Here is a 23,064-nt window from a genome sequence, read left to right on the forward strand (position 1 = left end):
TCAGCCGCAAGGCGAAGCTCTTGATCGAAGCCCCAGTAAACGGCGGCCGTAACTATAACGGTCCTAAGGTAGCGAAATTCCTTGTCGGGTAAGTTCCGACCTGCACGAATGGCGTAACGACAGCGGCGCTGTCTCCACCCGAGACTCAGTGAAATTGAAATCGCTGTGAAGATGCAGCGTTCCCGTGGCAAGACGGAAAGACCCCGTGAACCTTTACTATAGCTTTACACTGAACGTTGAGTTCGTCTGTGTAGGATAGGTGGGAGGCTATGAAACCATGGCGCTAGCTGTGGTGGAGCCATCCTTGAAATACCACCCTGTCGTGCTTGACGTTCTAACCTAGGTCCGTTATCCGGATCGGGGACCGTGTATGGTGGGTAGTTTGACTGGGGCGGTCTCCTCCTAAAGAGTAACGGAGGAGCACGAAGGTACGCTCAGCGCGGTCGGACATCGCGCACTGTGTGCAAAGGCATAAGCGTGCTTGACTGCAAGATCGACGGATCAAGCAGGTACGAAAGTAGGTCTTAGTGATCCGGTGGTTCTGTATGGAAGGGCCATCGCTCAACGGATAAAAGGTACTCCGGGGATAACAGGCTGATACCGCCCAAGAGTTCATATCGACGGCGGTGTTTGGCACCTCGATGTCGGCTCATCACATCCTGGGGCTGTAGTCGGTCCCAAGGGTATGGCTGTTCGCCATTTAAAGTGGTACGCGAGCTGGGTTCAGAACGTCGTGAGACAGTTCGGTCCCTATCTGCCATGGGCGTTGGAGATTTGAGAGGGGCTGCTCCTAGTACGAGAGGACCGGAGTGGACGAACCTCTGGTGTTCCGGTTGTCACGCCAGTGGCATTGCCGGGTAGCTATGTTCGGAAGCGATAACCGCTGAAAGCATCTAAGCGGGAAGCGCGCCTCAAGATGAGATCTCCCGGGACACAAGTCCCCTTAAGGAACCATGTAGACTACGTGGTTGATAGGTCAGGTGTGTAAGTGCAGCAATGCATTGAGCTAACTGATACTAATGATCCGTGCGGCTTGACCATATAACCTCAAGATGCTTCCTCATAAGCATCCCTTAGCGCGACACACGTCGATCGCTCTCACTCGCTCGCTACATCACACCCTATGAGAGGCTGGCGCCCATGCCGTCCTCGGTCCATCGACCGAGTACCGCACGCGGCGACACTCCAACCGTCTCCCTGGTGAAATTAGCGCTGTGGAACCACCCGATCCCATCCCGAACTCGGAAGTGAAACGCAGCTGCGCCGATGGTAGTGTGGCTCAAGCCATGCGAGAGTAGGTCATCGCCAGGGGCTTTACCCCAAATCCCCGTCCCACAAGGACGGGGATTTTTTATTGCGCCTGGGAAAAGCGCACTGCCGCGCGTGGCCGCATCGTCAATGCCGAAATGGGACCATTGGCCGTGGCGCCTGCCCTCACCGCTAAAGCCCGTCGCGGCTGAAGCCGCTCCTGCAGGTCATCTGGGCACCCCCGCCCAAGGGGAGCAGGTGACTCGAGGTGGCCTGAAGGCGTCATTGCGGTGCGGACAGGACATGCGCCGCTCCGCCGCGCGGCGTGCTTGCATGGTCAGATCAGGAAACGGACCGAGGCATCGCGCCCCAGACCGATCTGCGATGCCCCGACACCACTGCATTGGAGATACGCAATGGCGCGTGCCGCTGTAGTCGCGTTGCAGTCCCTCCGTGAAGCCGCCGCTGGATGCTGGCGTTCCAATGCCCGTGGGGACGACGGCGCTAGCGCAGCGAATCCGGCAATGTGCTGATCGTCAGGCGCAAGGATGGCGTGCCGTCGGAGTCGTGCACGTGCGGAGGGCCTGCACATGCAATTGCCATCGCGTTCGCTGTCCAGGCTCCGGCGTCGTCCACATCGTGCTGCGCGTTGATCGCTGCAGCTCATTCGCAGCCCCACGTCAGCGATGCCTCTCATCGCCGTCCTCCACGTGATCGATGAGGTGGGTCTGCGTTCAGCTATACGCGTGCGCCAGTCCACAACTATCCGTCCGCATAACAAGTTTTGGATGGGCGCATCGCACTGTTCCATCCTGTGATGCGTCCCTTTCAAGTCGCGCCGCTTAGACTTTTTCCCGATTCTGGCGACCGCGTGGGCATCTATTGCCTGCTTGGCGCATCGCCTTTCGGCTCCTCCACCCACGATGAGGTCTCTGTCATGAGCCAAGCCCATGGATATGCCGCCCAGGCGTCCAATCAGCCGCTGACCCCCTTCACCTTCGAGCGCCGCGCGCTCGGCGCGCACGACATCAGCATCGAGATCCTCTACTGTGGCGTCTGCCACTCGGATCTGCACACCGCCCGCAACGAGTGGCAGAACACCCAGTACCCGTCGGTCCCGGGCCATGAAATCGTCGGCCGCATCACCGCGGTGGGCGACCAGGTCGGCGCCTTCAAGGTCGGCGACCTGGCCGGCGTCGGCTGCATGGTCGATAGCTGTCGGCATTGCGCCTCCTGCGCCGATGGCGAGGAGCAGTACTGCGAGAACGGCTTCGTCGGCACCTACAACGGCCCGATGTTCGGTGGCGAGAACACCTACGGTGGCTACTCCGATCACATCGTGGTCGACGAGAAGTACGCGCTGCATATCCGCCACGATGTTTCGCAACTGGCCGCGGTGGCGCCGCTGCTGTGCGCCGGCATCACCACCTATTCGCCGCTCAACCACTGGAAGGTCGGCCCGGGCAAGAAGGTTGGCATCGTCGGCCTGGGCGGCCTCGGGCACATGGGCGTGAAGATCGCTCACGCCATGGGCGCGCACGTGGTGCTGTTCACCACCTCGGCTGGCAAGCGCGAGGATGCGCTGCGCCTGGGTGCGAACGAAGTGGTGGTGTCGAAGAACGCCGACGAAATGGCGGCGCACACCAATAGCTTCGACTTCATCCTCAATACCGTGGCGGCACCGCACGATCTGGATGCGTTCCTGGCCTTGCTCAAGCGCGACGGCACCATGACCCTGGTCGGCGCGCCGGCCGAGCCGCATCCGTCGCCGACGGTGTTCAACCTGATCATAAAGCGGCGCCAGTTGGCCGGTTCGCTGATCGGCGGCATCCGCGAGACCCAGGAGATGCTGGACTTCTGCGCCAAGCACGGCATCGTGTCCGACATCGAGACGATCGAGATCGCGCAGATCAACGAGGCCTACGAGCGCATGCTCAAGGGCGACGTGAAGTACCGCTTCGTCATCGACATGGCCAGCCTGGCGCAGGTCAAGCAAGCCGCCTGAGCCGGTTGTCCGCGGTCGCCATGGGCTGCCGCGGAGTTGGCAAGACGGATGCGAGGGTGGGACGCCCGGGCACGACCATGCCCGGGCTTTTTTATGCGTGCTTGCTTTGCCGCTCGTTGTGTTTCCCCAGGCAGGTTCGTCCATCGCCCATATCCGAAGGACGCGGCACCTCGGGAGAACGTGGTGATGCCTCCTACTTCATACCGGACGATGACGAGGCGGAAGATTCCGGGGAGTGCGGCGGCTTGCGCAGGGAGCGTGGGACGAGAACGCGCGCGCAGCCAGTCGCCATACAAAGGCACCGTACAACTAGGATGTAGGAGCGGCTTCAGCTGCGACGGGCGTTCCCGTTAACGGAGGTCCGGCTGAAGCCGCTCCTACGTGGGCAAGTTGCGTCCGGCTCCACCGTGGCGAAGGACGTGCACTCGATGTCGCCCCCACAACGCTGCGATGCTGGCCGCCATGGCGAGTGGTCGCACCCCGAGTGCGACAGCGATGTCGGAATCGCGCTGTCGCGCCGCGTGCCGGACGCCCAACTGCGAAGAAAACAACGGCGCCGAAGCGCCGTTGTCGCGCAACCGAAACGTGTGGTCAGGCGCTCACTTGCCGGAGGCCGGCTCCGGCGGCGCCAGCGAGGTGGGCTTGCCCATCATCTTGTCGCGTGCGGCCTTGAACGGATTGTCCGGGTACCAGTTCGGCCAGCTGTCGCCTGCCGCCAGTTCCTTGCCGAGGCCGTAGACCGCCTGCAGGTCGTCCATCACGCCATCGAGCTTCCAGGTCGCCGGGTCATACTCGTCTGCCGGCGTGTGGTAGCGCTTGGCGTAGTCCGCCGCGGCACGGCGTCCGGCGTCGATGCCGCCGTCGACCAGGTCCTCGCCGCCGTCGATGTACAGCGCGGGCACGCCGGCCTTGGCGAAGTTGAAGTGATCGGAACGGAAGTAGAACCCGCTCTGCGGCGCGTCTTCGGCGTGCAGCACGCGGCCTTGCGCGGCGGCGATGGGCTTGAGCATGTCTTCCAGTTGGGAGCTACCGAACCCGTTGACCACCAGGTCCTTGGCGCGCCCGGCCACCGGCATCGCATCCAGGTTGATGACGCCGGCGATCTTGTTCAACGGGAAGGTCGGATGCGCCACGTAGTACTTGGAACCGAGCAGCCCCGACTCTTCCAGGGTCACCGCCAGGAATACCACCGAGCGCTCGGGCTTGGGCTGCTGGTGCACGAATGCATCGGCGATTTCCAGGATGCCGGCCACGCCGGTGGCGTTGTCGACCGCGCCGTTGTAGATGTTGTCGCCGGGTTCGCCGTCGTGCTTGCCCAGGTGATCCCAGTGCGCCATGTACAGCACCGCTTCGTCGGCGCGGCTGCTGCCGGGCAGCACGCCGACCACGTTGCGCGAGGTCTTCTCGGCGATGGTGCTCTTCAGGTCCACCGAGAGCTTGGCCTTCAGCGGGACCGGCTTGAAGCCGCGCTTGCTGGCGTCCTTGTACGCCTGCGCCAGATCCAGGCCGGCATCGGCGAACAGCTGCTTGGCCGCCGCGGCGGTGATCCAGCCCTGCACTGGGATGCGCGGCTCCGGATCGTTCTTCGCCGGCAGGTCGTACTGCGCGCCGGACCAGGAATTCTTGACCACGTCCCAGCCGTAGCTGGCGCCGGGCGTGTCGTGCACGATCAGCGCGGCGGCGGCGCCCTTGCGCGCGGCTTCCTCGAACTTGTAGGTCCAGCGCCCGTAGTAGGTCATGCGCTTGCCTTCGAACAGGCTGCCGTCGCCGGTGTGGAAGCCGGGGTCGTTGACGAACATCACCACGGTCTTGCCCTTCCAGTCCTGGCCGGCGTAGTCGTTCCACTTCTGCTCCGGCGCGTCCACGCCGTAGCCGACGAAGACCATGTCGCTGCCGTCGAGCTTGACCTCGGGCTGGCCGGTGCGCGTGCCCACCACCATGTCGGTACCGAAGGCGAGCTGGCGCGCCGTGCCGTCGTGCGCGATGGTGAGCGTGGTGCCGGGGGCGGCGGTGGTCTCGGTCATCGCCACGTCCTGGAACCAGCTGTCGCCGTTGCCCGGTTGCAGGCCGATGCGCTGCATCTGGTCGCGGATGTAGGCGACCGTCTTGTCTTCGCCCGGCGTGCCGGGACCGCGGCCTTCGAAGGCGTCGGAGGACAGCGTCTTGACCAGTTCGGCGAAGTCTGCCGGCGCGATCCCGGTCGAAAACGCATGCGTGGGCGGCGCAGCGGGCGCGGGCGTCGCGGCCGGTGGCGCGGCGTCGGCGGCCGGGGCGGGCGCTTCGCGTTTGCACGCGGTCAGCGCCGCCGCCGCGGCCAGGCACAGCACGAGCTTGCGGGACATGAGGGCTCCTGGTGGCGAGGGACCCCTGGATTCTATAGGCAAGCCGCGCCCGCCCGGGCAGGCGCGGCGACGCGGCACGGCTCAGTTGTTCGGCGCGGTGTCGCCGTCGAAGGGCAGCGCGGTGGCGCCGGTGATCGGTCCGGTCTTGGCGCTGCGGTGCACGTAGAGGGTGACTTCGCGCTCGAAGCGCAGCGGACCGTCGATCACCGCACGCGGGCCGACGATGACCCGCGGCTTGCGCGCCGGCTTGAACGACATGCTGAAGCTGGGCTTGTTGATCGAGATGCCGCCGCCCACATGCGAATCGTGGCCGACGGTGATGTCGCCGTTGACCGTCTCGATGCCATGGTCCAGCTGCGTGGCGACCAGGCCGATGCTGCCGTTGACGCTCTCGATGCCGCCGCCGACACGGCTGCCGCGGTCGACGAAGATGCCGCCGTTGACGGTTTCGATGGAACCGGCCACCTGTGCGCGCTCGGCGATGGTGATGCCGCCGTTGACCGTGGACAGCCCCTTGGTCTGCGCGCCGTCGGCGACCTTGACGCTGCCGTTGACCGTTTCCACGCTGCCCACCTGGGCGCCGGACTGGACCTTGATGCTGCCGTTGACGGTTTCCAGGTCCCCGTACTGCTGGCCGGCGTCGGCGGTGATGCTGCCGTTGACCTTGCTGATGCCCTCGCCCGCGAATGCCGGGCCGGCCATCAGGGCCAGAGCCAGCACAATCGCCAGATGCATGCGTTTCATCCCTCACCTCCCGGGCGCCGACACCGCGGCGGCAATCAATCGTGGGGCGATCACAACACGCTTCGCTACAATCCACACCTGCCTGAAGTCACTGGACCTTCCCTTGCCCGCAGCCGCTCCTGTCCCGTTGCGTTCCACCGCATCTCGCGCGGTCGAGCGGCGTGCGCCCGGGCATGGGCGCCGGCTGTTGTGCAGCCTGCTGGCGGTGGCGTGGCTGCTGACTGCCGGGTTGGCCGTGGCGCAGAATCCGCGCGAGGCGGAAAAGCGCCTGGAGAAGGTGCGCGGCGAGCTGAAGAGCGTGGCCGAGGAGCGCCGGCAACTGGAAGGCAAGCGCGGCGACGCTGCGCGCCAGTTGCGCGAGGCCGACGAAAAGGTCGCCGCCACCGGCCGCAGTCTGGCGCAGACGCAACAGGCGCTGCAGCGGCACCAGCAGACCCTGGCCGAGCTCGAACGCAAGCGCGATGGCCTGCGCAGCGGCTTGGCGCGCCAGCGCGCCGAACTGGCGCAGCTGCTGCGCGCGGCCTACGCCATCGGCAGCAATGCGCCGCTGAAGCTGCTGCTGGCGCAGGACCGCGTGGCCGATGCCAACCGCCTGCTGGCCTATCACCGCTATCTGCAGCGCGAGCGCGCGCAGCGCATCGCCACGCTGACCCACGAACTGCAGGCGCTGGAACAGGTGCAGCGCGAGGTCGTCGAACAGAAGCAGCAACTGAGCGAGGCCCAGCGCCGCCAACAGGAACAGGCGCAGGCCCTGCAACGCGACCGCAAGCAGCGCGCCAGCGTGGTCTCGGAACTGGACCAGCGCTACCAGGACCGCAGTGAACGCGAGAAGGCGCTGGGCCAGGATGCCAAGGCGCTGGAAACCCTGCTGGCCAACCTGCGTGCCGCCGCGGCGCGTGCCGAGGCCGAGCGTCGTGCCGCGGCCAGGCGCGAAGCGGCCGAACAGGCGGCGCAGGCCAAGGCCGCGGCGAAGGCCGGGCGTGGCGGTGGCAAGGTGCCGCCCAAGGTGGTCGCCTCGGCGCCGCCGTTGAAGGTCGGTGGCCTGGGCTGGCCGCTGTCGGGCGACCTGATCGCGCGCTACGGCGGCCGGCTGCCCGACGGGCGCACCAGCAGCGGCGTGCTGATTGCCGCGCCCGCCGGCAGCACCGTCACCGCGGTCGCCGATGGCACCGTGGTGTTCTCCGACTGGATGACCGGCTACGGCATGATCCTGATCGTGGACCACGGCAACGGCTACATGAGCCTGTACGCGCACAACGACACCTTGCTGCGCGACGCCGGCGCCAAGGTCAAGCGTGGCGATGCGGTGGCCAAGGTCGGCAACTCCGGCGGCCAGGGCCGCCCGGCGCTGTACTTCGAACTGCGCCGCAATGGCCAACCGGTGGATCCGTCGTCGTGGCTGCAGCGCCGCTGAGCGCCGCCGGCGACGCGCGTTCAACGCGAATTTAGCTCGGCTTCGCGCATAATCCGGACAACCGCGCCGTGCACGGTGCGGGTCTTCCCCAATCGGAGTGCTTCATGCGCGTAGTCCTGTCCGCAGCCCTGTTGCTCGCTCTGGCGCCGCTGCCGTCGATGGCGCAACGCGCCGAGACGCAGACGCCCACGGCCCCGGCGGCCAGCGCCGACGATCCGGATAGCACCGAATCGGCCAGTGCCAAGGTGCCGCTGGACGAGATCCGCCGCTACGTCGCGGTCTACAACGCGGTGAAGGAAGCCTACGTCGATCCGGTCGACGACAAGAAGCTGATGCAGTCCGCGATCCGTGGCCTGCTGCTGGACCTGGATCCGCACAGCACCTATTTCAGCAAGGAAGACGCCGAGGCCTTCGACGAGCAGACCAGCGGCGCCTACGACGGCATCGGCGTGGAGCTGCTGCAGCTACCGGACAACACGCTCAAGGTGGTGTCGCCGATCGACGACACGCCCGCCGCGCGCGCCGGCCTGCGCTCGGGCGACATCATCATCGCCATCGACGGCAAGCCGATCAGCGCGGTCAAGGCGATGGAGCCGCTGCGCGGCGAGTCGGGCAGCAAGGTCGTGCTGACCATCGCCCGCGACAAGGTGGCCAAGCCGTTCGACGTGACCCTGACCCGGCAGACCATCCGCGTGGCCAGCGTGCGCAGCCGCATGCTCGAACCGGGCTACGGCTACATCCGCATCAGCACCTTCCAGGCCGATACCGGCGCCGATTTCCACAAGCAGCTGCAGCAGTTGCAGGCGCAGGCCGGCGGCAAGCTGCGCGGGCTGGTGCTGGACCTGCGCAGCAACCCGGGCGGCCTGCTGACCGCGGCGGTGCAGGTGGCCGACGATGTGCTGGACAAGGGCACCATCGTCAGCACCCGCGGGCGCATCTCGGTCAGCGATTCCAAGTTCGACGCCACGCCCGGCGACCTGCTCAACGGTGCGCCGATGGTGGTGCTGGTGGATGCCGGTTCGGCCAGCGCCTCGGAAGTGCTGGCCGGCGCGCTGCGCGACAACAAGCGCGCGCGCATCGTCGGCAGCCGCACCTTCGGCAAGGGTTCGGTGCAGACCGTGCTGCCGCTGGACAACGGCGACTCGGTCAAGCTGACCACGGCGCGCTACTACACCCCCAGCGGCAAGTCGATCCAGGCCAGCGGCATCGTGCCCGACGTGGTGCTGCACCCGGAGGCCAGCGCGGACGATGCCGACAAGCCGGCCGCGATCGCCGACTACAGCGAAGCGACCCTGCCGGGCCACCTGCATGGCGACGACGAGGGCGCCGAGGGCTACACCGCCGGCGACGTGCTGCCAGGTGATGGCCCGATCGCGCAGGCGCTGGCCGAACTGAAGCAGCCCGGCGCGGTGGCACGGGCGGCCGCAGCGGCACCGGCCGGCAAGGGCAAGGCCAAGCCGGCGCACAAGCCGGCGGGCGTGGCGCCGAAGGCGGCGCCGGCGAAGCCGCCGGCGGTGGAACCGGCCAAGCCTGAAGCGGCCAAGCCGGCGTCCAGCGCCGCCGAACCGGCGCCTGCCTCCGGTTCCTGAGCCGGTCGCGGCGCGCAGTCGCCCGCGCGCTCAGCCGCGCGCGGTCAGCACCTCGGGATTGGCCAGGTGCTGCGGCGCGCCGGCGGCGAAGGCCAGCACGTTGTCGAAGGCGGTCCCGAGGTAGAGCGCGTAGCTGGCCTGTTCGACGTAGCCCAGATGCGGCGTCGCCAGCACGCGCGGGTGCCGCAGCAGCGGATGCTGCGGATCCAGCAGCGGTTCCTGCTCGAACACGTCCAGCGCCGCCTGCCCGGGGCGGCCGGCCTCCAGCGCCGCCAGCAGCGCGCCGGGGGCGAGCAGTTCGGCGCGGCTGGTATTGACCAGCAAGGCGTCCGGTTTCATCCGCAGCAGATCGTCCAATCCGATCTGGTGGCGGGTGGCCGCGACCAGGCGGCGATGCAAGCTGAGGACGTCGCTCTCGGCGAACAGCGCCGCGCGGCTGGTGGCGACCGCGAAGCCGTCGGCCCGCGCCTGCGCGCAGCTGTCTTCGCTGCCCCACACCTGCACCTGCATGCCGAAGGCGCGGCCGTAGGCGGCGACGCGGCGGCCGATCTTGCCGTAGCTCCAGATGCCTAGCGTCAGGCCATCCAGGCTGCGGCCCAGCTGCGCATCGCCGGTGGCCTGCCAGCGCCCGGCCAGCAGCGCATCGCGGTAGGCCGGCAGGCGCCGGCTGGCCGCCATCAGCAGCGCCCAGGTCAGTTCCGCCGGCGCCACCGGCGAGCCGACGCCTTCGGCCACGGCAACGCCGCGGGCGGTGCAGGCGGCCAGGTCGATGTGCTCGCCGATCCGCCCGGTCTGGCTGATCAGGCGCAGCTTCGGCAGTTGCGCCAGCAGGGCGTCGTCGATGCGGGTGCGCTCGCGGATCAGCACCAGCGCCTCGGCCTCGGCGGCGTGGCGGATCAGGATCGCGCGGTCGGGCGCCAGCGCGGTCAGCACCTCGACGTGGTGCGCCTGCAGCCGCGCGAAGCAGGGCAGGTGGCGCACCGCATCCTGATAGTCGTCGGCGACCAGGATGCGCATCGGCTCAGCGTGGCTTGCCGGGCATCGGGAACGGCGTGACCACCTTTTCGCCGGTGGCCGCGTCGCGGATCGCCGACGGCCCCTTCTTCTCCACCTCTTCGATGCGCACGATGCTCTGCATCGGCAGGTGCAGGGTCTTGGTGGCGCCGAACTCCTCGCGCAGGCGTTCCTCGGTGGGATCGATCACCAGTCCGTCGTGCACGTCGAACACCAGCGTGCCGATCTCGGTGAAGCCCCACAGATGGCTGCTGCCGACGTGCTGGCAATACAGCTCGTAGACCTTGCCGTGGTTGAGGAAGGTCACTTTGTACAGGTGCTTGAACATGCGCGCAGTATAAGGCGCGCCTGTCCCCGCACGCGGCTCAGAAGCCCTTGCGCTTGCGCAGCCGCCGTGCGATCGCCGCGCGCACGTACAGGCCGTAGACCATGCCGAAGGCGAACCCGGCCAGGTGCGCCGACCACGCCACCATGCCGAACGCCGGGCCGATGTAGGCGAACACCACCTGCAGCGCCGCCCAGGTGCCGATCAGCAGCGAGGCAGGAGCGCGCACGAATTCCAGGAACAGCCCCAGCGGCAGCACCACACCGAGCTTGGCCCGCGGGAACAGCGCCAGGTAGGTGCCGATCAGCGCCGAGACCGCGCCGCTGGCGCCGATGATCACCCGGTCCGGGGTGCCGATCGCGAACACCGCGGCCAGGTTGGAGATCGCCCCGCCGCCCAGGAACAGCAGCAGGAACCGCCACGGCCCCAGCACGCGCTCGGCGGGCAGGCCGAAGATCAACAGGAACACCAGGTTGCCGAGCAGGTGCGACCAGTCGGCGTGCAGGAACAGCGCGGTGAACAGGCGCAGCACGCTGCCGTCCTGCACCGTGGCCAGCCAGTCGCGCGGGCTGCCGACCCCGGCCGAGAGCGCACCCCAGTCCAGCCACAGCGTCGCGCGCGCCTCGTCGGGGCGGCTGATCGACCACAGGAAGGCCAGCCACATCGCCGCGAACAGCAGCGGGGTGGCCCAGCGCAGCGTGGTGCGTTCGCGGGATGGGATGGAGACGAACATGCGAAGGAGGGGAACCGGAAACTGCTAGGGACGCCACGATAACGGCTTCATCCGGCTGAACACACGCCCACTCCACACGAACCTGAACGTATCATGTCGTTATTGTTGAGTTAACGCGGAGGCGTATACTCGCATACGGCGTCGTATGTCGGGAGGGGACTCCGGCGCGCCTTTCTGGACCTTTTCGGCCCGGGAATGCGCAGGCGCGAACACAGACAATTCGTCTTCCGGAGAAAAACTAGCCATGCAAAACGCAACCCAGTTCGTCCGTTTCACCGCTCTGGCCGTCGGCATCGTCGGCGCGCTGGCCATGGGCCAGGCGCACGGCGCCGCGTTCCAGCTCAAGGAGAACAGCGCCAAGGGCCTGGGCCGCGCCTTTGCCGGCTCTGGCAGCGCCCCCGGCGACGCCTCCATCATCGCCACCAACCCGGCCGGCATGCGCCAGCTCGACGGCCGCCAGTTCCAGGCCGACGTCAGCGCCATCCAGTTCTCGGCCAAGTACCAGGGCGACGGCGGCACCTACGCCACCGGCGCGCCGATCTCCGGCGGCCGCGGCGGCGACGCCGGCATGATCGCGCCGGTCCCGGCGGTGTACTTCCACCTGCCGTTCGGCGAGAACAACAACATGCACTTCGGCTCCTCGCTGACCGTGCCGTTCGGCTTCAAGACCGAATACGACCGCGACTGGGTCGGCCGCTACAACGGCGTCAAGACCGAGCTGCAGGCGATCGACCTGAACTTCGCCTTCTCCTACGACGTCAACCCGTACGTGTCGTTCGGCGCGTCGGTGTTCGCCGAGCGCCTGGACATCGACCTGAGCAACGCCGTCGACTTCGGCACCATCCTGGCCTCGCGCCGCGTGCCGGGCTTCGCGCCGGGCAGCGCCGACGGTTTCTCGCGCATCAAGGGCGACAACACCGCGGTCGGCTTCACCCTGGGCGGCCTGTTCAGCGTCGACGAGCACACCCACATCGGCTTCAGCTACCGCTCGCAGGTCGAGCACAAGATCACCGACGGCGACGCCGACTTCACCGTGCCGGGCAGTGCGGCCACCGTGCTGGCCGTCGCCGCGCCGGGCACCTTCGTCGACACCAAGGGCCGCGCCACGGTCAAGCTGCCGGCCAGCGCCACCGCCAGCTTCACCCATGACATCAACGAGCAGTGGACGGTGATGGCCGACGTCACCCGCACCGCCTGGAGCAAGTTCGACAAGGTCACCGTCGACTTCGCCTCCAACCAGCCCGACAGCGTGCTGGACTTCTCGTACCGCGACACCACCTTCGTGTCGCTGGGTGCCGACTACCGCATGAGCGACACGCTGACCCTGCGTGGCGGCCTGGCCTACGACCAGACCCCGACCACCGACCAGCACCGCGACGTGCGCGTGCCGGACGCGAGCCGCAAGTGGGTCTCGCTGGGTCTGACCTGGAAGCCGTCCGAGCAGGCCGAGTACAGCTTCGGCTACACCCACCTGTTCACCAGCGATCCGAGCATCGCCACCACCAGCGCCACCGGCAACCGCCTGGTCGGCGACTACGACGTGAGCGGCAACGTGCTGGCGGCCTCGGTCAACTACAAGTTCTGATCGCAGGCGCTTCGCAGCTCACGAAAAAGCCCCGCTTCGGCGGGGCTTTTTTTGTGCCCGTCCGCGGCGTGCGATGCGCGCTGCGGCAGGCCGCGCTCGGCGCAGGTTCCGGGCGGAACGCTGCGTCGAGCGGGGCGGCTCAGTCGCCCAGGGTCAGCAGCGAGGCGTTGCCGCCGGCGGCGGTGGTGTTGACCGTCACCACCTTCTCGGTGGCGAAGCGCAGCAGGTAGTGCGGGCCGCCGGCCTTGGGGCCGGTGCCGGACAGGCCCTGGCCGCCGAACGGCTGCACGCCGACCACCGCGCCGATCTGGTTGCGGTTGACGTAGACGTTGCCCACCGCCACCCGCGAGGCGATGCGCTCGATGGTCTCGTCGATGCGCGAATGCACGCCCAGGGTCAGGCCGTAGCCGGTGGCGTTGATCTGGTCGATCACCGCATCGAGCTGGTCGGCCTTCCAGCGGATCACGTGCAGCACCGGGCCGAAGATCTCGCGCTGCAACTGCGCCAGCGACTGCAGCTCGTAGGCGCGCGGGGCGAAGAAGCTGCCGTGCGCGGTGGCCGCGTCGGTGGCGGCGACGGCGATGGCGCGCGCTTCGCGGTCCATGCGCGCGGCGTGATCGGTGAGGATCTGCAGCGCATCGGCGTCGATCACCGGGCCGACGTCGGTGGACAGCAGGCCCGGGTCGCCGACCTTCAGTTCGGCCATCGCGCCGGCCAGCATGGTCATCACCTTGTCGGCGATGTCGTCCTGCACGAACAGCACGCGCGCGGCCGAGCAGCGCTGGCCGGCGGAGATGAAGGCGCTGGAGATCGCGTCCTTGACCACCGCTTCGGGCAGCGACGAGGAGTCGGCGATGAAGGCGTTCTGGCCGCCGGTCTCGGCGATCAGCACGCCGATGGCGGCATCGCGCGCGGCCAGCGCGCGGTTGATCGCGCGCGCGGTCTCGGTGGAGCCGGTGAAGGCGACGCCGGCCACGCGCGGATCGCGGGTCAGCGCGGTGCCGACGGTGGCGCCGTCGCCGGGCAGGAACTGCACTACCGCCTCCGGCACGCCGGCTTCGTGCAGCAGCTTCACCGCGGCATGGCCGACCAGGTTGGTCTGCTCGGCCGGCTTGGCGATGACGCTGTTGCCGGCGGCCAGCGCCGCGGCGACCTGGCCGAGGAAGATCGCCAGCGGGAAGTTCCACGGGCTGATGCACACGAACACGCCACGGCCGTGCAGCTGCAGTTCGTTGGATTCGCCGGTCGGCCCGGGCAGGCGCTCGGGCGCACCGAACTGCGCGCGCGCCTGGCCGGCGTAGTAGCGCAGGAAATCCACCGCTTCGCGCACTTCGGCGACGCCGTCGGGCAGGGTCTTGCCGGCTTCCTTGACGCACAGCGCCATGAACTCGGGCATGCGCGCTTCCAGCAGGTCGGCGGCGTGTTCGAGGATGGTGGCGCGGCTGGCGGCCGGGGTGCGGTTCCAGGCCGGGTAGGCGGCCGCGGCATTGCTCAGCGCCTTTTCCACGGTGGCGGCATCGGCCGGCTTCCAGTGGCCGACGACCTGACGGCGATCGGCCGGGTTGGCGACCGGCAGCGCGTCGCCGGCGATCACCGCGCCGGGCACCAGCGGCGCGGCCTGCCAGGGCTTGAGCGCGGCGTTGAGCTGGTCGGCCAGCGCGCGCAGGTCATTGTCGTTGGCGAGGTTGGCGCCCATGGAGTTCTTCCTGTTGTGGTTCTGGCTGCGCAGCAGATCGACCGGCAGCGGAATCTTCGGATGCGGGATGGAGGCGAACGCGGACACCGCTTCGACCGGATCGCGGATCAGGTCTTCGATGGCCACGTTCTCGTCGGTGATGCGGTTGACGAAGCTGGAGTTGGCGCCGTTCTCCAGCAGGCGCCGCACCAGGTACGGCAGCAGGTCCTCATGCGAGCCCACCGGCGCGTACACGCGGCAGGGCACGCCGAGGCGGTCGGCGGGGATCACCTCGGCGTAGAGGTCGTCGCCCATGCCGTGCAGCTTCTGGTGCTCGTAGTCGCGGCCGCCGGCGATGGCGCGCACCGCGGCGATGGTCTGCGCGTTGTGGGTGGCGAACATCGGATACAGCGCGTCGCTGTGCGCGAACAGGCGCTTGGCGCAGGCCAGGTAGGACACGTCGGTGTTCTGCTTGCGGGTGAACACCGGATAGCCCGGATGGCCTTCGACCTGCGCGCGCTTGATCTCCGCGTCCCAGTAGGCGCCCTTGACCAGGCGCACCGGGATGCGGCGGCCGACGCGGCGCGCCAGGTCGGCGAGGAAGTCGATGGTGTACGGGGTGCGCTTCTGGTACGCCTGCACCGCCAGGCCGTAGCCTTCCCAGCCGTCCAGCGAGGGATCGGAGAAGGTGGCCTCGATGATGTCCAGCGACAGTTCCAGGCGGTCGGCTTCCTCGGCATCGACCGTGTAGCCGATGCCGTAGGACTTGGCCAGTTGCGCCAACTCCAGCACGCCCGGCACCAGCTCGGCCATCACCCGCGCGCGCTTGGCGTGCTCGTAGCGCGGGTACAGCGCCGAGAGCTTGATCGAGATGCTGGGCGCGGCGAACACCGCGTCCTTGCCGCCGCCCTGCGGGCGCTGCGCGGCGAAGTGCTTGCCGATGGCGTGGATCGCCTGGCGGTAGGCATCGAGATAGCGCTGCGCGTCCTGCATCGTCAGCGCGCCTTCGCCGAGCATGTCGAACGAATAGCGGTAGTGGGCGTTGTCGCCCTTCTTCGAGCGGGTCAGCGCTTCGCCGATGGTCCGGCCCATCACGAACTGGTGGCCCATGATCTTCATCGCCTGGCGCACCGCCAGGCGGATCACCGGCTCGCCGACGCGGCCGATCAGGCGCTTGAACGCGCCGGCCACGTCGGCGCGGGTGAGGTCGTTGATCTGCACCAGCTTGCCGGTGAGCATCAGGCCCCAGGTCGAGGCGTTGACCAGCAGCGAGTCGCTCTCGCCCATGTGCTTCTTCCAGTCCGCATCGCCGAGCTTGTCGCGGATCAGCTTGTCGGCAGTGTCCTGGTCGGGGATGCGCAGCAGCGCTTCGGCCACGCACATCAGCAGTACGCCTTCCTCGCTGCCGAGATCGTACTGGCGCATGAAGGCCTCGATCGCACCCTGGTCCTGGGCGCGAGCGCGTACCCGGGTGACCAGGTCGGCGGCCAGCGCCTGCACCTTGGCCTGGTCGGCCGCGGGCAGGCGCGCCTGCTCGAGCAGTTCGCGCACGTGTTCGGCTTCGTCCTTGAGCCAGGCGGCGGTGATCGCCGCGCGCAGGGCCTGCGGCGCGGGCGGGAGTTCGGGGGACAGCAACGGCGAAGGAGACGCGGACGGCATCGCCGGAACAGAGCCGGCGCCAGGCAGAGCGTTCATGCAGGAAAGGCCAGGGACAGAGCCCGCTATTTTATGTCAGCGCCTGCACGCGCAGGGCGCTGCCGGCATCGCCGCGGCGATGCTGCGCGTGCCCAGGCTGAACACGAATCTAGTTGCGCTGCAGCATTTTTTGTGGTGAACGCGCGCTTGCCGCCGCGCAGGCCCGGGGCTACCATCCAGGCGTGCTCGCGGCTCGGGCGCGAGCGGTTCGGAAGCGCGGTTCGACATGATCGAAATGTTTCCGTTTTCTCCGGAGGGGTCGGGTACGCAGCTGCTGCTGCTGCGGCCGCCGCGGGCGTTGAATGCCCGGCAATTCGTTCTGTTGTTCGTCGCACTGGCCGGGGCGATGTGGGCCGTGGCCGGGCTGGGCTGGCTCGCCGGCAATGTGTTCGCGCCTGCGTTCGCGCTGTTGCACAGCATGGTGGTGGCGCTCGCGCTGCATTGGTCGTGGCGCGGCGGCGAGCGCGAAGAGGAGATCCGGGTGGGTCCGGCGTGCGTGGAAGTGACCCATCCGAATGCAGGAACGCCGGCGTTCCGCGCCCATCCGCACTGGGTGCGGTTGCGGATCGAAGGCGACGACAGGGTGGTGCTGGCATCCAGCGGCAAGCAGGTCCGGGTTGGCGAGTTCCTCGGCCCCGACGAACGCCGGCAACTGGCGCAGACCCTGGAAGGCTTGCTGGCGGCCGCGACCGGTCGCAACCGATGACGCTCCAAGGGGTCTAGGCAATGAAGCAACGCGGCGGGTGGGTGCAACAGGCGGTCAGGGGCGGGATGGCGTTGGCGGCGGCGATGGCCGCACCGCTGGCATGGGCGCAGTCGGCCGATCCCAAGCCGTGGCAGCTCAACATGGGACGGGGCGTCACCCAGAGCGCGCGCAACGCCTACGACGCGCACATGGTCGCGCTGTGGGTCTGCGTAGTCATCGGCGTGCTGGTGTTCGGCGCGATGGCCTATGCGATCTTCAAGTTCCGCAAGTCCAAGGGCGCGGTGCCGGCGCAGTTCACCCACAACACCAAGGCCGAGATCGTGTGGACGGTGATCCCGGTGCTGATCCTGATCGTGATGGCCTGGCCGGCCACGGCCAAGCTGATCGCGATGTACGACACCCGCGATGCCGAGATGACGGTGAAGGTCACCGGCTACCAGTGGATGTGGCGCTACGAATACCTGGGCGAGAACGTGGCGTTCACCAGCCGCCTGGCGCGCAGTTCCGACCGCCTGCGGCAGAGCGGCGCCGTGCCCACGATCGAGCAGGATCCGCACTACCTGCTGGACGTGGACAACCGGCTGGTGCTGCCGGTGAACACCAAGGTGCGCTTCGTCATCACCGCCGACGACGTCATCCACGCCTGGTGGGTGCCGGCGCTGGGGTGGAAGCAGGACGCCATCCCCGGAATCATCAACGAGGCCTGGACCAGCATCGACACCCCCGGGGTATACCGCGGCCAGTGCGCCGAGCTGTGCGGCAAGGACCACGGCTTCATGCCGATCGTGGTCGAGGCGGTGAGCAAGCAGGACTTCCAGAAGTGGCTGGCATCGCGCAAGCCGGCACCCGCCGCCGCGCCCGCGCCGGCCACGCCGGCGGCCCCGGCCGCCGCACCGGCCACGTCCGACCCCGCTGCGGCGCCCGCGGACGCTCAGGCGCCGGCGGCGCCGCCGCAGGCGCGGCTGTCGCGTCCTCGTCCCGACTCGCACCTGACCGTGCAAGCCGCCTGATCTCCCTCACTCCTTTCCTGAGGTAGCCGCCATGGCCCATTCGGCAGTCGATCACCACGACGAGCACGGGCATCAGCAGAGCTTCGTCGAGCGCTGGTTGTTCTCCACCAACCACAAGGACATCGGCACGCTGTACCTGCTCTTCAGCTTCATCATGTTCATCGTCGGTGCCGCGATGAGCGTGATGATCCGCCTCGAACTTGCGCAACCGGGCCTGCAATACATCAAGCCCGAGCAGTTCAATCAGATGACCACCGTGCACGCGCTGGTGATGATCTTCGGCGGGGTGATGCCGGCCTTCGTCGGCCTGGCCAACTGGATGATCCCGCTGCAGATCGGCGCGCCGGACATGGCGCTGCCGCGCATGAACAACTGGTCGTTCTGGCTGCTGCCGGTGGCGTTCAGCCTGTTGCTGCTGACCTTCTTTCTCCCGGGCGGCGCGCCGGCCGGCGGCTGGACCATGTATCCGCCGCTGATGCTGCAGGGCGGCTACAACGTCGCCTTCTCGGTGTTCGCCATCCACGTCGCCGGCATCAGCTCGATCATGGGCGCGATCAACATCATCGCCACCGTGCTCAACATGCGCGCGCCGGGCATCGACCTGCTGAAGATGCCGATCTTCTGCTGGGCCTGGCTGATCACCGCGTTCCTGCTGATCGCGGTGATGCCGGTGCTGGCCGGCGCGGTGACCATGCTGCTCACCGACAAGTTCTTCGGCACCTCGTTCTTCAACGCCGCCGGCGGCGGCGACCCGGTGATGTACCAGCACATCTTCTGGTTCTTCGGGCATCCCGAGGTCTACATCATGATCCTGCCGGCGTTCGGCGTGATCAGCGAAATCATCCCGACCTTCAGCCGCAAGCCGCTGTTCGGCTACCAGGCGATGGTCTACGCGATCGCGGCGATCGCGTTCCTGAGCTTCATCGTCTGGGCCCACCACATGTTCACCGTGGGCATGCCGTTGGGCGGCGAGATCTACTTCATGTTCGCCACGATGCTGATCTCCATCCCCACCGGGGTGAAGGTGTTCAACTGGGTCAGCACCATGTGGCAGGGCTCGATGACCTTCGAGGCGCCGATGCTGTGGGCCATCGCCTTCGTCATCCTGTTCACCATCGGCGGCTTCTCGGGCCTGATGCTGGCGATCGTGCCGGCCGACTTCCAGTACCACGACACCTACTTCGTGGTCGCGCACTTCCACTACGTGCTGGTCACCGGTGCGGTGTTCGCGCTGATCGCGGCGGTGTACTACTGGTGGCCGAAGTGGACCGGGCGCATGTACAGCGAGCGCTGGGCCAAGTTCCATTTCTGGTGGACGATGCTGTTCGTCAACCTGCTGTTCTTCCCGCAGCACTTCCTCGGCCTGGCCGGCATGCCGCGGCGCATCCCCGACTACAACGTGGTGTTCGCCGACTGGAACCTGGTCAGCTCGATCGGCGCGTTCGGCATGTTCGTCACCCCGTTCCTGATGGCCGGCATCCTGCTGGCGTCGCTGCGCAACGGCGCGCGCGCCAAGGCGCGCGCGTGGGAAGGCGCGCGCGGCCTGGAGTGGACGGTGCCGTCGCCGGCGCCGGCGCACACGTTCACCCTGCCGCCGGTGATCAAGCCCGGCGACCTGGCCCACGACGACATCAGCCACTGATGACCGCGCAACCGCCGCTCGACGACCTGGTCCTGCGCCGCAAGCGTGCGGCGCGCACCGCGCTGGTGGTCGGCGCGGTGGCGCTGGCGATCTACGTCGGCTTCATCCTGTCGGGGGTGCTGGGCCTATGAACGCGCCGGCGCCGCAGGTGCACAGCAGCGCCGGGCTGTTCAAGCTGGTCGGCGTGGCGCTGGCGGTGTTCCTGCTGACCTTCTCGCTGGTGCCGCTGTACCGCATCGCCTGCGAGAAGGTGTTCGGCGTGCGCCTGGAGCGCGGCCCGGGCGAAGGCCCGCAGGCCGGCAAGTCGCTGGCCGGCAAGCGCACGGTCACGGTGCAGTTCGATGGCGGGGTGAACTCCAAGCTGCCGTGGTCGTTCCATCCGGAGCAACTGACCATGCAGGTGGTGCCGGGCGAGCTCAACGAGGCGCTGTACTACGCGCACAACGACGGCGCGCATGCCATCGTCGGCAGCGCGGTGCCGTCGGTGGCGCCGGCGCGCGCCTCCGGCTACTTCACCAAGACCGAGTGTTTCTGCTTCACCGCGCAGACCCTGCAGGCCGGCGAGAAACGCGACATGCCGGTGCGCTTCATCGTCGACCGCAATCTGCCCAGCGACATCAGCACCATCACCCTGTCCTACACCTTCTACAAGAACGATGCGCTGAGCGCGGAACTGGGATCGCCGAAACTGGCCGGTTCCGCGCGCTCGGCTCCCTGACCCGACCGGAATGCCTGCCATGGCCCAGCCCAGCACCGACGCCACCGCCAACGCCTATTACGTGCCCAGCCAGAGCCGCTGGCCGTTCATCGGCTCGATCGCGATGTTCGTGACCATGATCGGCGTGGCCAGTTGGCTCAACGACGCGTCCTGGGGCAAGTGGACCTTCTTCACCGGCATCGCGATGCTGGTGGCGACGCTGTTCATGTGGTTCGGCGATGTGATCCGCGAATCGATCGCCGGGCACTACAACCGCCAGGTCGACGTGTCGTTCCGCATGGGCATGGTGTGGTTTATCTTCTCCGAGGTGATGTTCTTCGGCGCCTTCTTCGGCGCGCTGTTCTACACCCGCAGCTTCATCCTGCCGTGGCTGGGCGGCGAGGGCGACGGGGTGATGACCAATGCGCTGCTGTGGGACGGCTACTCGGCGGCCTGGCCGACCAACGGCCCGGGCGGCATCGGCGGCCAGTTCCAGACCATCCCGGCGTGGGGCCTGCCGTTGATCAACACGCTGATCCTGCTCAGTTCCGGCGTGACCCTGACCATCGCCCACCACGCGCTCAAGGCCGGCCATCGCACCCGGCTGATGGTGTTCCAGGCGCTAACCGTGGTGCTCGGCTGCACCTTCCTGTACTTCCAGGCCGAGGAGTACACGCATGCCTACAAGGAGCTCAACCTGACCCTGGGGTCGGGCATCTACGGCTCCACCTTCTTCATGCTCACCGGCTTCCACGGTGCGCACGTGCTGCTGGGCACGATCATGCTGCTGGTGATGCTGCTGCGGATCACCCGCGGGCACTTCAGCCGCGACAACCACTTCGCCTTCGAAGCGGCGGCGTGGTACTGGCACTTCGTCGACGTGGTGTGGCTGGCGTTGTTCCTGTTCGTCTATGTGCTTTGAGGGCGGGGAATAGGGAATCGGGAATGGGGAATCGCAAGAGCGGCTTTCGCTTGCGCTTCTGATTTGCCGATTCTCTTTTCCCGATTCCCCATTCCCGGCTTCTCAGCGCCCGAGCCCGTGTGGCTTGATCGTGCCGGTATAGATGCCCAGGATGACCAACAGGATCAGGCACACCGACAGGCCGATGCGCCAGGTCAATGCGTTCACCGTGCGCTTGCTCTGGCCGCGGTCCACCAACAGGTAGTACAGGCCGGCGCCCAGGTTCCACAGGATGAGCAGCAGGAACGCGACGATCAGCAAGGTCTTCAGCGAGTCGTTCATGGGCGTCTCGGCACATGGTGTGTCCGCATTATGACCCTCGCCGCTGCCCCGCGCGTGGGCGTGCGCCGGCGCATGCCGTTGTGGCTGGGGTGGAGCGTGGCGTTGGCAGTGGCGCTGGGCTTCTGCGCGCTGGGCCGCTGGCAGTTGCAGCGCATGCACGAGAAGCAGGCGCTGCTGGCGCAGGCGGCGCATGTGCGCGATCGCCCGCAGGCGCTGGCCGATGCGCTGCGCGCGGCGCCGCCGGGGCAACTGCGCTGGGTGCATGGCGCCGGCCGCTTCCTGCCCGGGCAGATCCTGCTCGACAACCAGCTGCGGCAGGGCCGCAGCGGGGTGAAGGTGTACCAGCCGTTCCTGCCTGACGGCGCCGCGGCGCCGTTGCTGGTGGAACTGGGCTGGCTGCCGCTGCCGGCCGACCGCGCGCTGCCGGCGCCGACCGCGCTGCAGGGCCGCTATAAGCTGGTCGGCCTGCTTGCGCCGGCACCGTCGCACGGCCTGGTGCTGGGGCCGGCCCTGGTCGCGGCGCCGTCGCCGCAGCGCTGGCTGGCGATGCGCATCGAGCCGGCGGCGATCGGCGAGGCGCTGGGCCGCCGCGACATTTTGTCGCAGGTGCTGCGCCTGGATCCGGCCCTGCCGTTGGGCTATCCGCGCGACCTGGATCTGCTGCCGAACACGCTGCCGCCCGAGCGCCACTTGGGTTACGCGGTGCAATGGTTCGGCTTGGCGCTGGCGGTGCTGGTCACCGCGGGGCTGCTCAGTTGGCGCGCGCGCAGGGGACGGGGCGGGCGCTGAGCGCGCGCGCATGAGAAAATCCCCGGCATGAATGCTCCCATCCCGGCCCCGCGCCCGGCGGCCGCACGCGGCCGTTGGCCGCTGATCGCGTTGTTCGTGCTGTTCTTCGGCTCGATGCTGGTCGCCGGCGCCTTGCGTTTCTCCGGCTGGCAGCCGGCCGCCAGCCGCAACCACGGCGAACTGCTGCAGCCGCCGGCCGACCTGCGCGCGCTGCAGCCGCGGCTGGCCGATGGCCGCGGCTACGCCTGGGAACCGCAGCGGCGGCTGTGGCGCATCGCGCTGGCGCCGCCGGCCGAGTGCGGCAGCGCCTGCGATGCGCTGGCGCGCGATCTGGACAAGGTCTGGCAACTGTTCGGCCACGATGCCGACCACGTGCAGATCCTGTGGATCGGCACGCCGCCGGCCGCGGCGCAGGCGCTGCCGCAGGTGCGGGCGCTGCGCCCGGACCCGGCGCTGCTGGCGGCGCTGCCGCGGGTGCGCGATGCGGCCGGGGTGCCGGTCTATGTCATTGATCCAAACGGTTTCGTGGTGCTGCGCTATGCCCCCGGGTTCGACCCGGCCGGGCTGCGCGCGGACCTGGCGAAACTGCTGAAACTCCTGTGAGCCGC

The 23,064-nt window shown here is 68.0% G+C and carries 19 protein-coding genes and 2 rRNA genes (1 of these 21 cut by a window edge); 14 read left to right on the plus strand and 7 right to left on the minus strand.

The annotated features are described in order from the left end of the window. From NKJ47_RS03040 to NKJ47_RS03050, 3 genes are all read left to right on the plus strand, one after another. A 23S ribosomal RNA gene (locus tag NKJ47_RS03040) occupies positions 1-1,041 on the plus strand; it begins 1,839 nt to the left of the window's first position. Between the two features lie 155 nt (positions 1,042-1,196). After that, positions 1,197-1,311: ribosomal RNA gene (gene rrf / locus NKJ47_RS03045) — 5S ribosomal RNA — on the plus strand. A gap of 874 nt (positions 1,312-2,185) precedes the next feature. Further along, a complete protein-coding gene (locus NKJ47_RS03050) occupies positions 2,186-3,253 on the plus strand; it encodes an NAD(P)-dependent alcohol dehydrogenase (protein WP_254460080.1) in 1,068 nt (355 codons plus the stop codon). A gap of 599 nt (positions 3,254-3,852) precedes the next feature. Here the strand turns inward: NKJ47_RS03050 and NKJ47_RS03055 are convergent. Then, positions 3,853-5,595 carry a M28 family metallopeptidase gene (locus NKJ47_RS03055; protein ID WP_254460081.1) on the minus strand — a complete coding sequence of 581 codons (1,743 nt, stop codon included), beginning with the start codon at positions 5,593-5,595 and terminating at the stop codon, positions 3,853-3,855. Between the two features lie 81 nt (positions 5,596-5,676). Then, complete coding sequence (locus NKJ47_RS03060; protein ID WP_254460082.1) at positions 5,677-6,339, minus strand: hypothetical protein; 663 nt, start codon at positions 6,337-6,339, stop codon at positions 5,677-5,679. 103 nt (positions 6,340-6,442) lie between these two features. On the opposite strand from NKJ47_RS03060, the gene NKJ47_RS03065 reads away from it, so the two are divergent. Together NKJ47_RS03065 and NKJ47_RS03070 are read left to right on the plus strand one after the other, a co-directional pair. Next, positions 6,443-7,753: a murein hydrolase activator EnvC family protein gene (locus NKJ47_RS03065; protein WP_429002514.1), complete on the plus strand. Its 1,311-nt coding sequence runs from the start codon at positions 6,443-6,445 to the stop codon at positions 7,751-7,753. A 104-nt stretch (positions 7,754-7,857) separates the two neighbouring features. Continuing rightward, a complete protein-coding gene (locus NKJ47_RS03070; protein ID WP_254460083.1) occupies positions 7,858-9,342 on the plus strand; it encodes a S41 family peptidase in 1,485 nt (494 codons plus the stop codon). Between the two features lie 30 nt (positions 9,343-9,372). On the opposite strand, the gene NKJ47_RS03075 is transcribed toward NKJ47_RS03070, so the two are convergent. Genes NKJ47_RS03075 through NKJ47_RS03085 form a run of 3 tightly spaced genes read right to left on the minus strand, consistent with a single transcriptional unit; the run spans position 9,373 to position 11,414 of the window. After that, complete coding sequence (locus NKJ47_RS03075) at positions 9,373-10,359, minus strand: D-2-hydroxyacid dehydrogenase family protein (RefSeq protein ID WP_254460084.1); 987 nt, start codon at positions 10,357-10,359, stop codon at positions 9,373-9,375. Positions 10,360-10,363: 4 nt separating this feature from the next. Next, complete coding sequence (locus tag NKJ47_RS03080; RefSeq protein WP_209032314.1) at positions 10,364-10,684, minus strand: DUF1820 family protein; 321 nt, start codon at positions 10,682-10,684, stop codon at positions 10,364-10,366. 37 nt (positions 10,685-10,721) lie between these two features. Further along, the gene (locus NKJ47_RS03085; RefSeq protein ID WP_010340917.1) at positions 10,722-11,414 is read right to left on the minus strand and encodes a rhomboid family intramembrane serine protease; all 693 of its coding nucleotides are present in this window, start codon (positions 11,412-11,414) and stop codon (positions 10,722-10,724) included. A 244-nt stretch (positions 11,415-11,658) separates the two neighbouring features. On the opposite strand from NKJ47_RS03085, the gene NKJ47_RS03090 reads away from it, so the two are divergent. Beyond that, the gene (locus NKJ47_RS03090; protein WP_254460085.1) at positions 11,659-12,999 is read left to right on the plus strand and encodes an outer membrane protein transport protein; all 1,341 of its coding nucleotides are present in this window, start codon (positions 11,659-11,661) and stop codon (positions 12,997-12,999) included. Between the two features lie 139 nt (positions 13,000-13,138). Here the strand turns inward: NKJ47_RS03090 and putA are convergent, their stop codons facing one another. Further along, the gene (putA, locus tag NKJ47_RS03095) at positions 13,139-16,333 is read right to left on the minus strand and encodes a bifunctional proline dehydrogenase/L-glutamate gamma-semialdehyde dehydrogenase PutA (RefSeq protein ID WP_254461321.1); all 3,195 of its coding nucleotides are present in this window, start codon (positions 16,331-16,333) and stop codon (positions 13,139-13,141) included. A 262-nt stretch (positions 16,334-16,595) separates the two neighbouring features. Here putA and NKJ47_RS03100 point away from each other — a divergent pair, with 262 nt between their 5' ends. The 6 genes from NKJ47_RS03100 to NKJ47_RS03120 are packed head-to-tail and all read left to right on the plus strand — an operon-like array spanning position 16,596 to position 21,346. Next, entirely contained in the window at positions 16,596-17,075 is a 480-nt protein-coding gene (locus NKJ47_RS03100) for a DUF2244 domain-containing protein (protein ID WP_254460086.1), read from the plus strand. A gap of 20 nt (positions 17,076-17,095) precedes the next feature. Continuing rightward, positions 17,096-18,085, plus strand: a complete 990-nt coding sequence (gene coxB, locus NKJ47_RS03105; protein WP_254460087.1) for a cytochrome c oxidase subunit II — start codon at positions 17,096-17,098, stop codon at positions 18,083-18,085. A gap of 31 nt (positions 18,086-18,116) precedes the next feature. After that, on the plus strand, positions 18,117-19,727 hold the full coding sequence (gene ctaD / locus NKJ47_RS03110) for a cytochrome c oxidase subunit I (RefSeq protein ID WP_254460088.1): 1,611 nt from the start codon (positions 18,117-18,119) through the stop codon (positions 19,725-19,727). After that, the gene (locus NKJ47_RS20695; RefSeq protein WP_302329803.1) at positions 19,727-19,858 is read left to right on the plus strand and encodes a hypothetical protein; all 132 of its coding nucleotides are present in this window, start codon (positions 19,727-19,729) and stop codon (positions 19,856-19,858) included. The genes ctaD and NKJ47_RS20695 overlap by 1 nt, the downstream gene beginning before the upstream one ends. Beyond that, a complete protein-coding gene (locus tag NKJ47_RS03115) occupies positions 19,855-20,445 on the plus strand; it encodes a cytochrome c oxidase assembly protein (protein WP_254460089.1) in 591 nt (196 codons plus the stop codon). Before NKJ47_RS20695 ends, NKJ47_RS03115 begins: the two co-directional genes overlap by 4 nt. Before the next feature lie 19 nt (positions 20,446-20,464). Then, on the plus strand, positions 20,465-21,346 hold the full coding sequence (locus NKJ47_RS03120) for a cytochrome c oxidase subunit 3 (RefSeq protein WP_254460090.1): 882 nt from the start codon (positions 20,465-20,467) through the stop codon (positions 21,344-21,346). A gap of 102 nt (positions 21,347-21,448) precedes the next feature. Here NKJ47_RS03120 and NKJ47_RS03125 read toward each other — a convergent pair whose 3' ends face one another. Continuing rightward, positions 21,449-21,667, minus strand: coding sequence for a twin transmembrane helix small protein (locus NKJ47_RS03125; protein WP_160968816.1), 219 nt, complete (start codon positions 21,665-21,667; stop codon positions 21,449-21,451). A 30-nt stretch (positions 21,668-21,697) separates the two neighbouring features. Here NKJ47_RS03125 and NKJ47_RS03130 point away from each other — a divergent pair, with 30 nt between their 5' ends. After that, positions 21,698-22,456 carry an SURF1 family protein gene (locus NKJ47_RS03130; protein WP_254460091.1) on the plus strand — a complete coding sequence of 253 codons (759 nt, stop codon included), beginning with the start codon at positions 21,698-21,700 and terminating at the stop codon, positions 22,454-22,456. A 27-nt stretch (positions 22,457-22,483) separates the two neighbouring features. Beyond that, positions 22,484-23,059 carry a hypothetical protein gene (locus NKJ47_RS03135; RefSeq protein ID WP_254460092.1) on the plus strand — a complete coding sequence of 192 codons (576 nt, stop codon included), beginning with the start codon at positions 22,484-22,486 and terminating at the stop codon, positions 23,057-23,059. The last annotated feature ends 5 nt before the right edge of the window (positions 23,060-23,064 follow it).

It is taken from the genome of Xanthomonas sacchari (assembly GCF_024266585.1).
Classification (GTDB): Bacteria; Pseudomonadota; Gammaproteobacteria; order Xanthomonadales; family Xanthomonadaceae; genus Xanthomonas_A; species Xanthomonas_A sacchari_C.

Coding starts and splice junctions, on each gene's coding strand:
- NKJ47_RS03060 (WP_254460082.1), bottom strand. CDS start 6,339: ATGAAACGCATGCATCTGGCGATTGTGCTGGCTCTGGCCCTGATGGCC.
- NKJ47_RS03055 (WP_254460081.1), bottom strand. CDS start 5,595: ATGTCCCGCAAGCTCGTGCTGTGCCTGGCCGCGGCGGCGGCGCTGACC.
- NKJ47_RS03075 (WP_254460084.1), bottom strand. CDS start 10,359: ATGCGCATCCTGGTCGCCGACGACTATCAGGATGCGGTGCGCCACCTG.
- NKJ47_RS03115 (WP_254460089.1), top strand. CDS start 19,855: ATGAACGCGCCGGCGCCGCAGGTGCACAGCAGCGCCGGGCTGTTCAAG.
- NKJ47_RS03080 (WP_209032314.1), bottom strand. CDS start 10,684: ATGTTCAAGCACCTGTACAAAGTGACCTTCCTCAACCACGGCAAGGTC.
- NKJ47_RS03130 (WP_254460091.1), top strand. CDS start 21,698: ATGACCCTCGCCGCTGCCCCGCGCGTGGGCGTGCGCCGGCGCATGCCG.
- NKJ47_RS03070 (WP_254460083.1), top strand. CDS start 7,858: ATGCGCGTAGTCCTGTCCGCAGCCCTGTTGCTCGCTCTGGCGCCGCTG.
- NKJ47_RS03120 (WP_254460090.1), top strand. CDS start 20,465: ATGGCCCAGCCCAGCACCGACGCCACCGCCAACGCCTATTACGTGCCC.
- NKJ47_RS03100 (WP_254460086.1), top strand. CDS start 16,596: ATGATCGAAATGTTTCCGTTTTCTCCGGAGGGGTCGGGTACGCAGCTG.
- ctaD (WP_254460088.1), top strand. CDS start 18,117: ATGGCCCATTCGGCAGTCGATCACCACGACGAGCACGGGCATCAGCAG.
- NKJ47_RS03135 (WP_254460092.1), top strand. CDS start 22,484: ATGAATGCTCCCATCCCGGCCCCGCGCCCGGCGGCCGCACGCGGCCGT.
- NKJ47_RS03085 (WP_010340917.1), bottom strand. CDS start 11,414: ATGTTCGTCTCCATCCCATCCCGCGAACGCACCACGCTGCGCTGGGCC.
- NKJ47_RS20695 (WP_302329803.1), top strand. CDS start 19,727: ATGACCGCGCAACCGCCGCTCGACGACCTGGTCCTGCGCCGCAAGCGT.
- putA (WP_254461321.1), bottom strand. CDS start 16,333: ATGCCGTCCGCGTCTCCTTCGCCGTTGCTGTCCCCCGAACTCCCGCCC.
- NKJ47_RS03125 (WP_160968816.1), bottom strand. CDS start 21,667: ATGAACGACTCGCTGAAGACCTTGCTGATCGTCGCGTTCCTGCTGCTC.
- NKJ47_RS03090 (WP_254460085.1), top strand. CDS start 11,659: ATGCAAAACGCAACCCAGTTCGTCCGTTTCACCGCTCTGGCCGTCGGC.
- NKJ47_RS03050 (WP_254460080.1), top strand. CDS start 2,186: ATGAGCCAAGCCCATGGATATGCCGCCCAGGCGTCCAATCAGCCGCTG.
- coxB (WP_254460087.1), top strand. CDS start 17,096: ATGAAGCAACGCGGCGGGTGGGTGCAACAGGCGGTCAGGGGCGGGATG.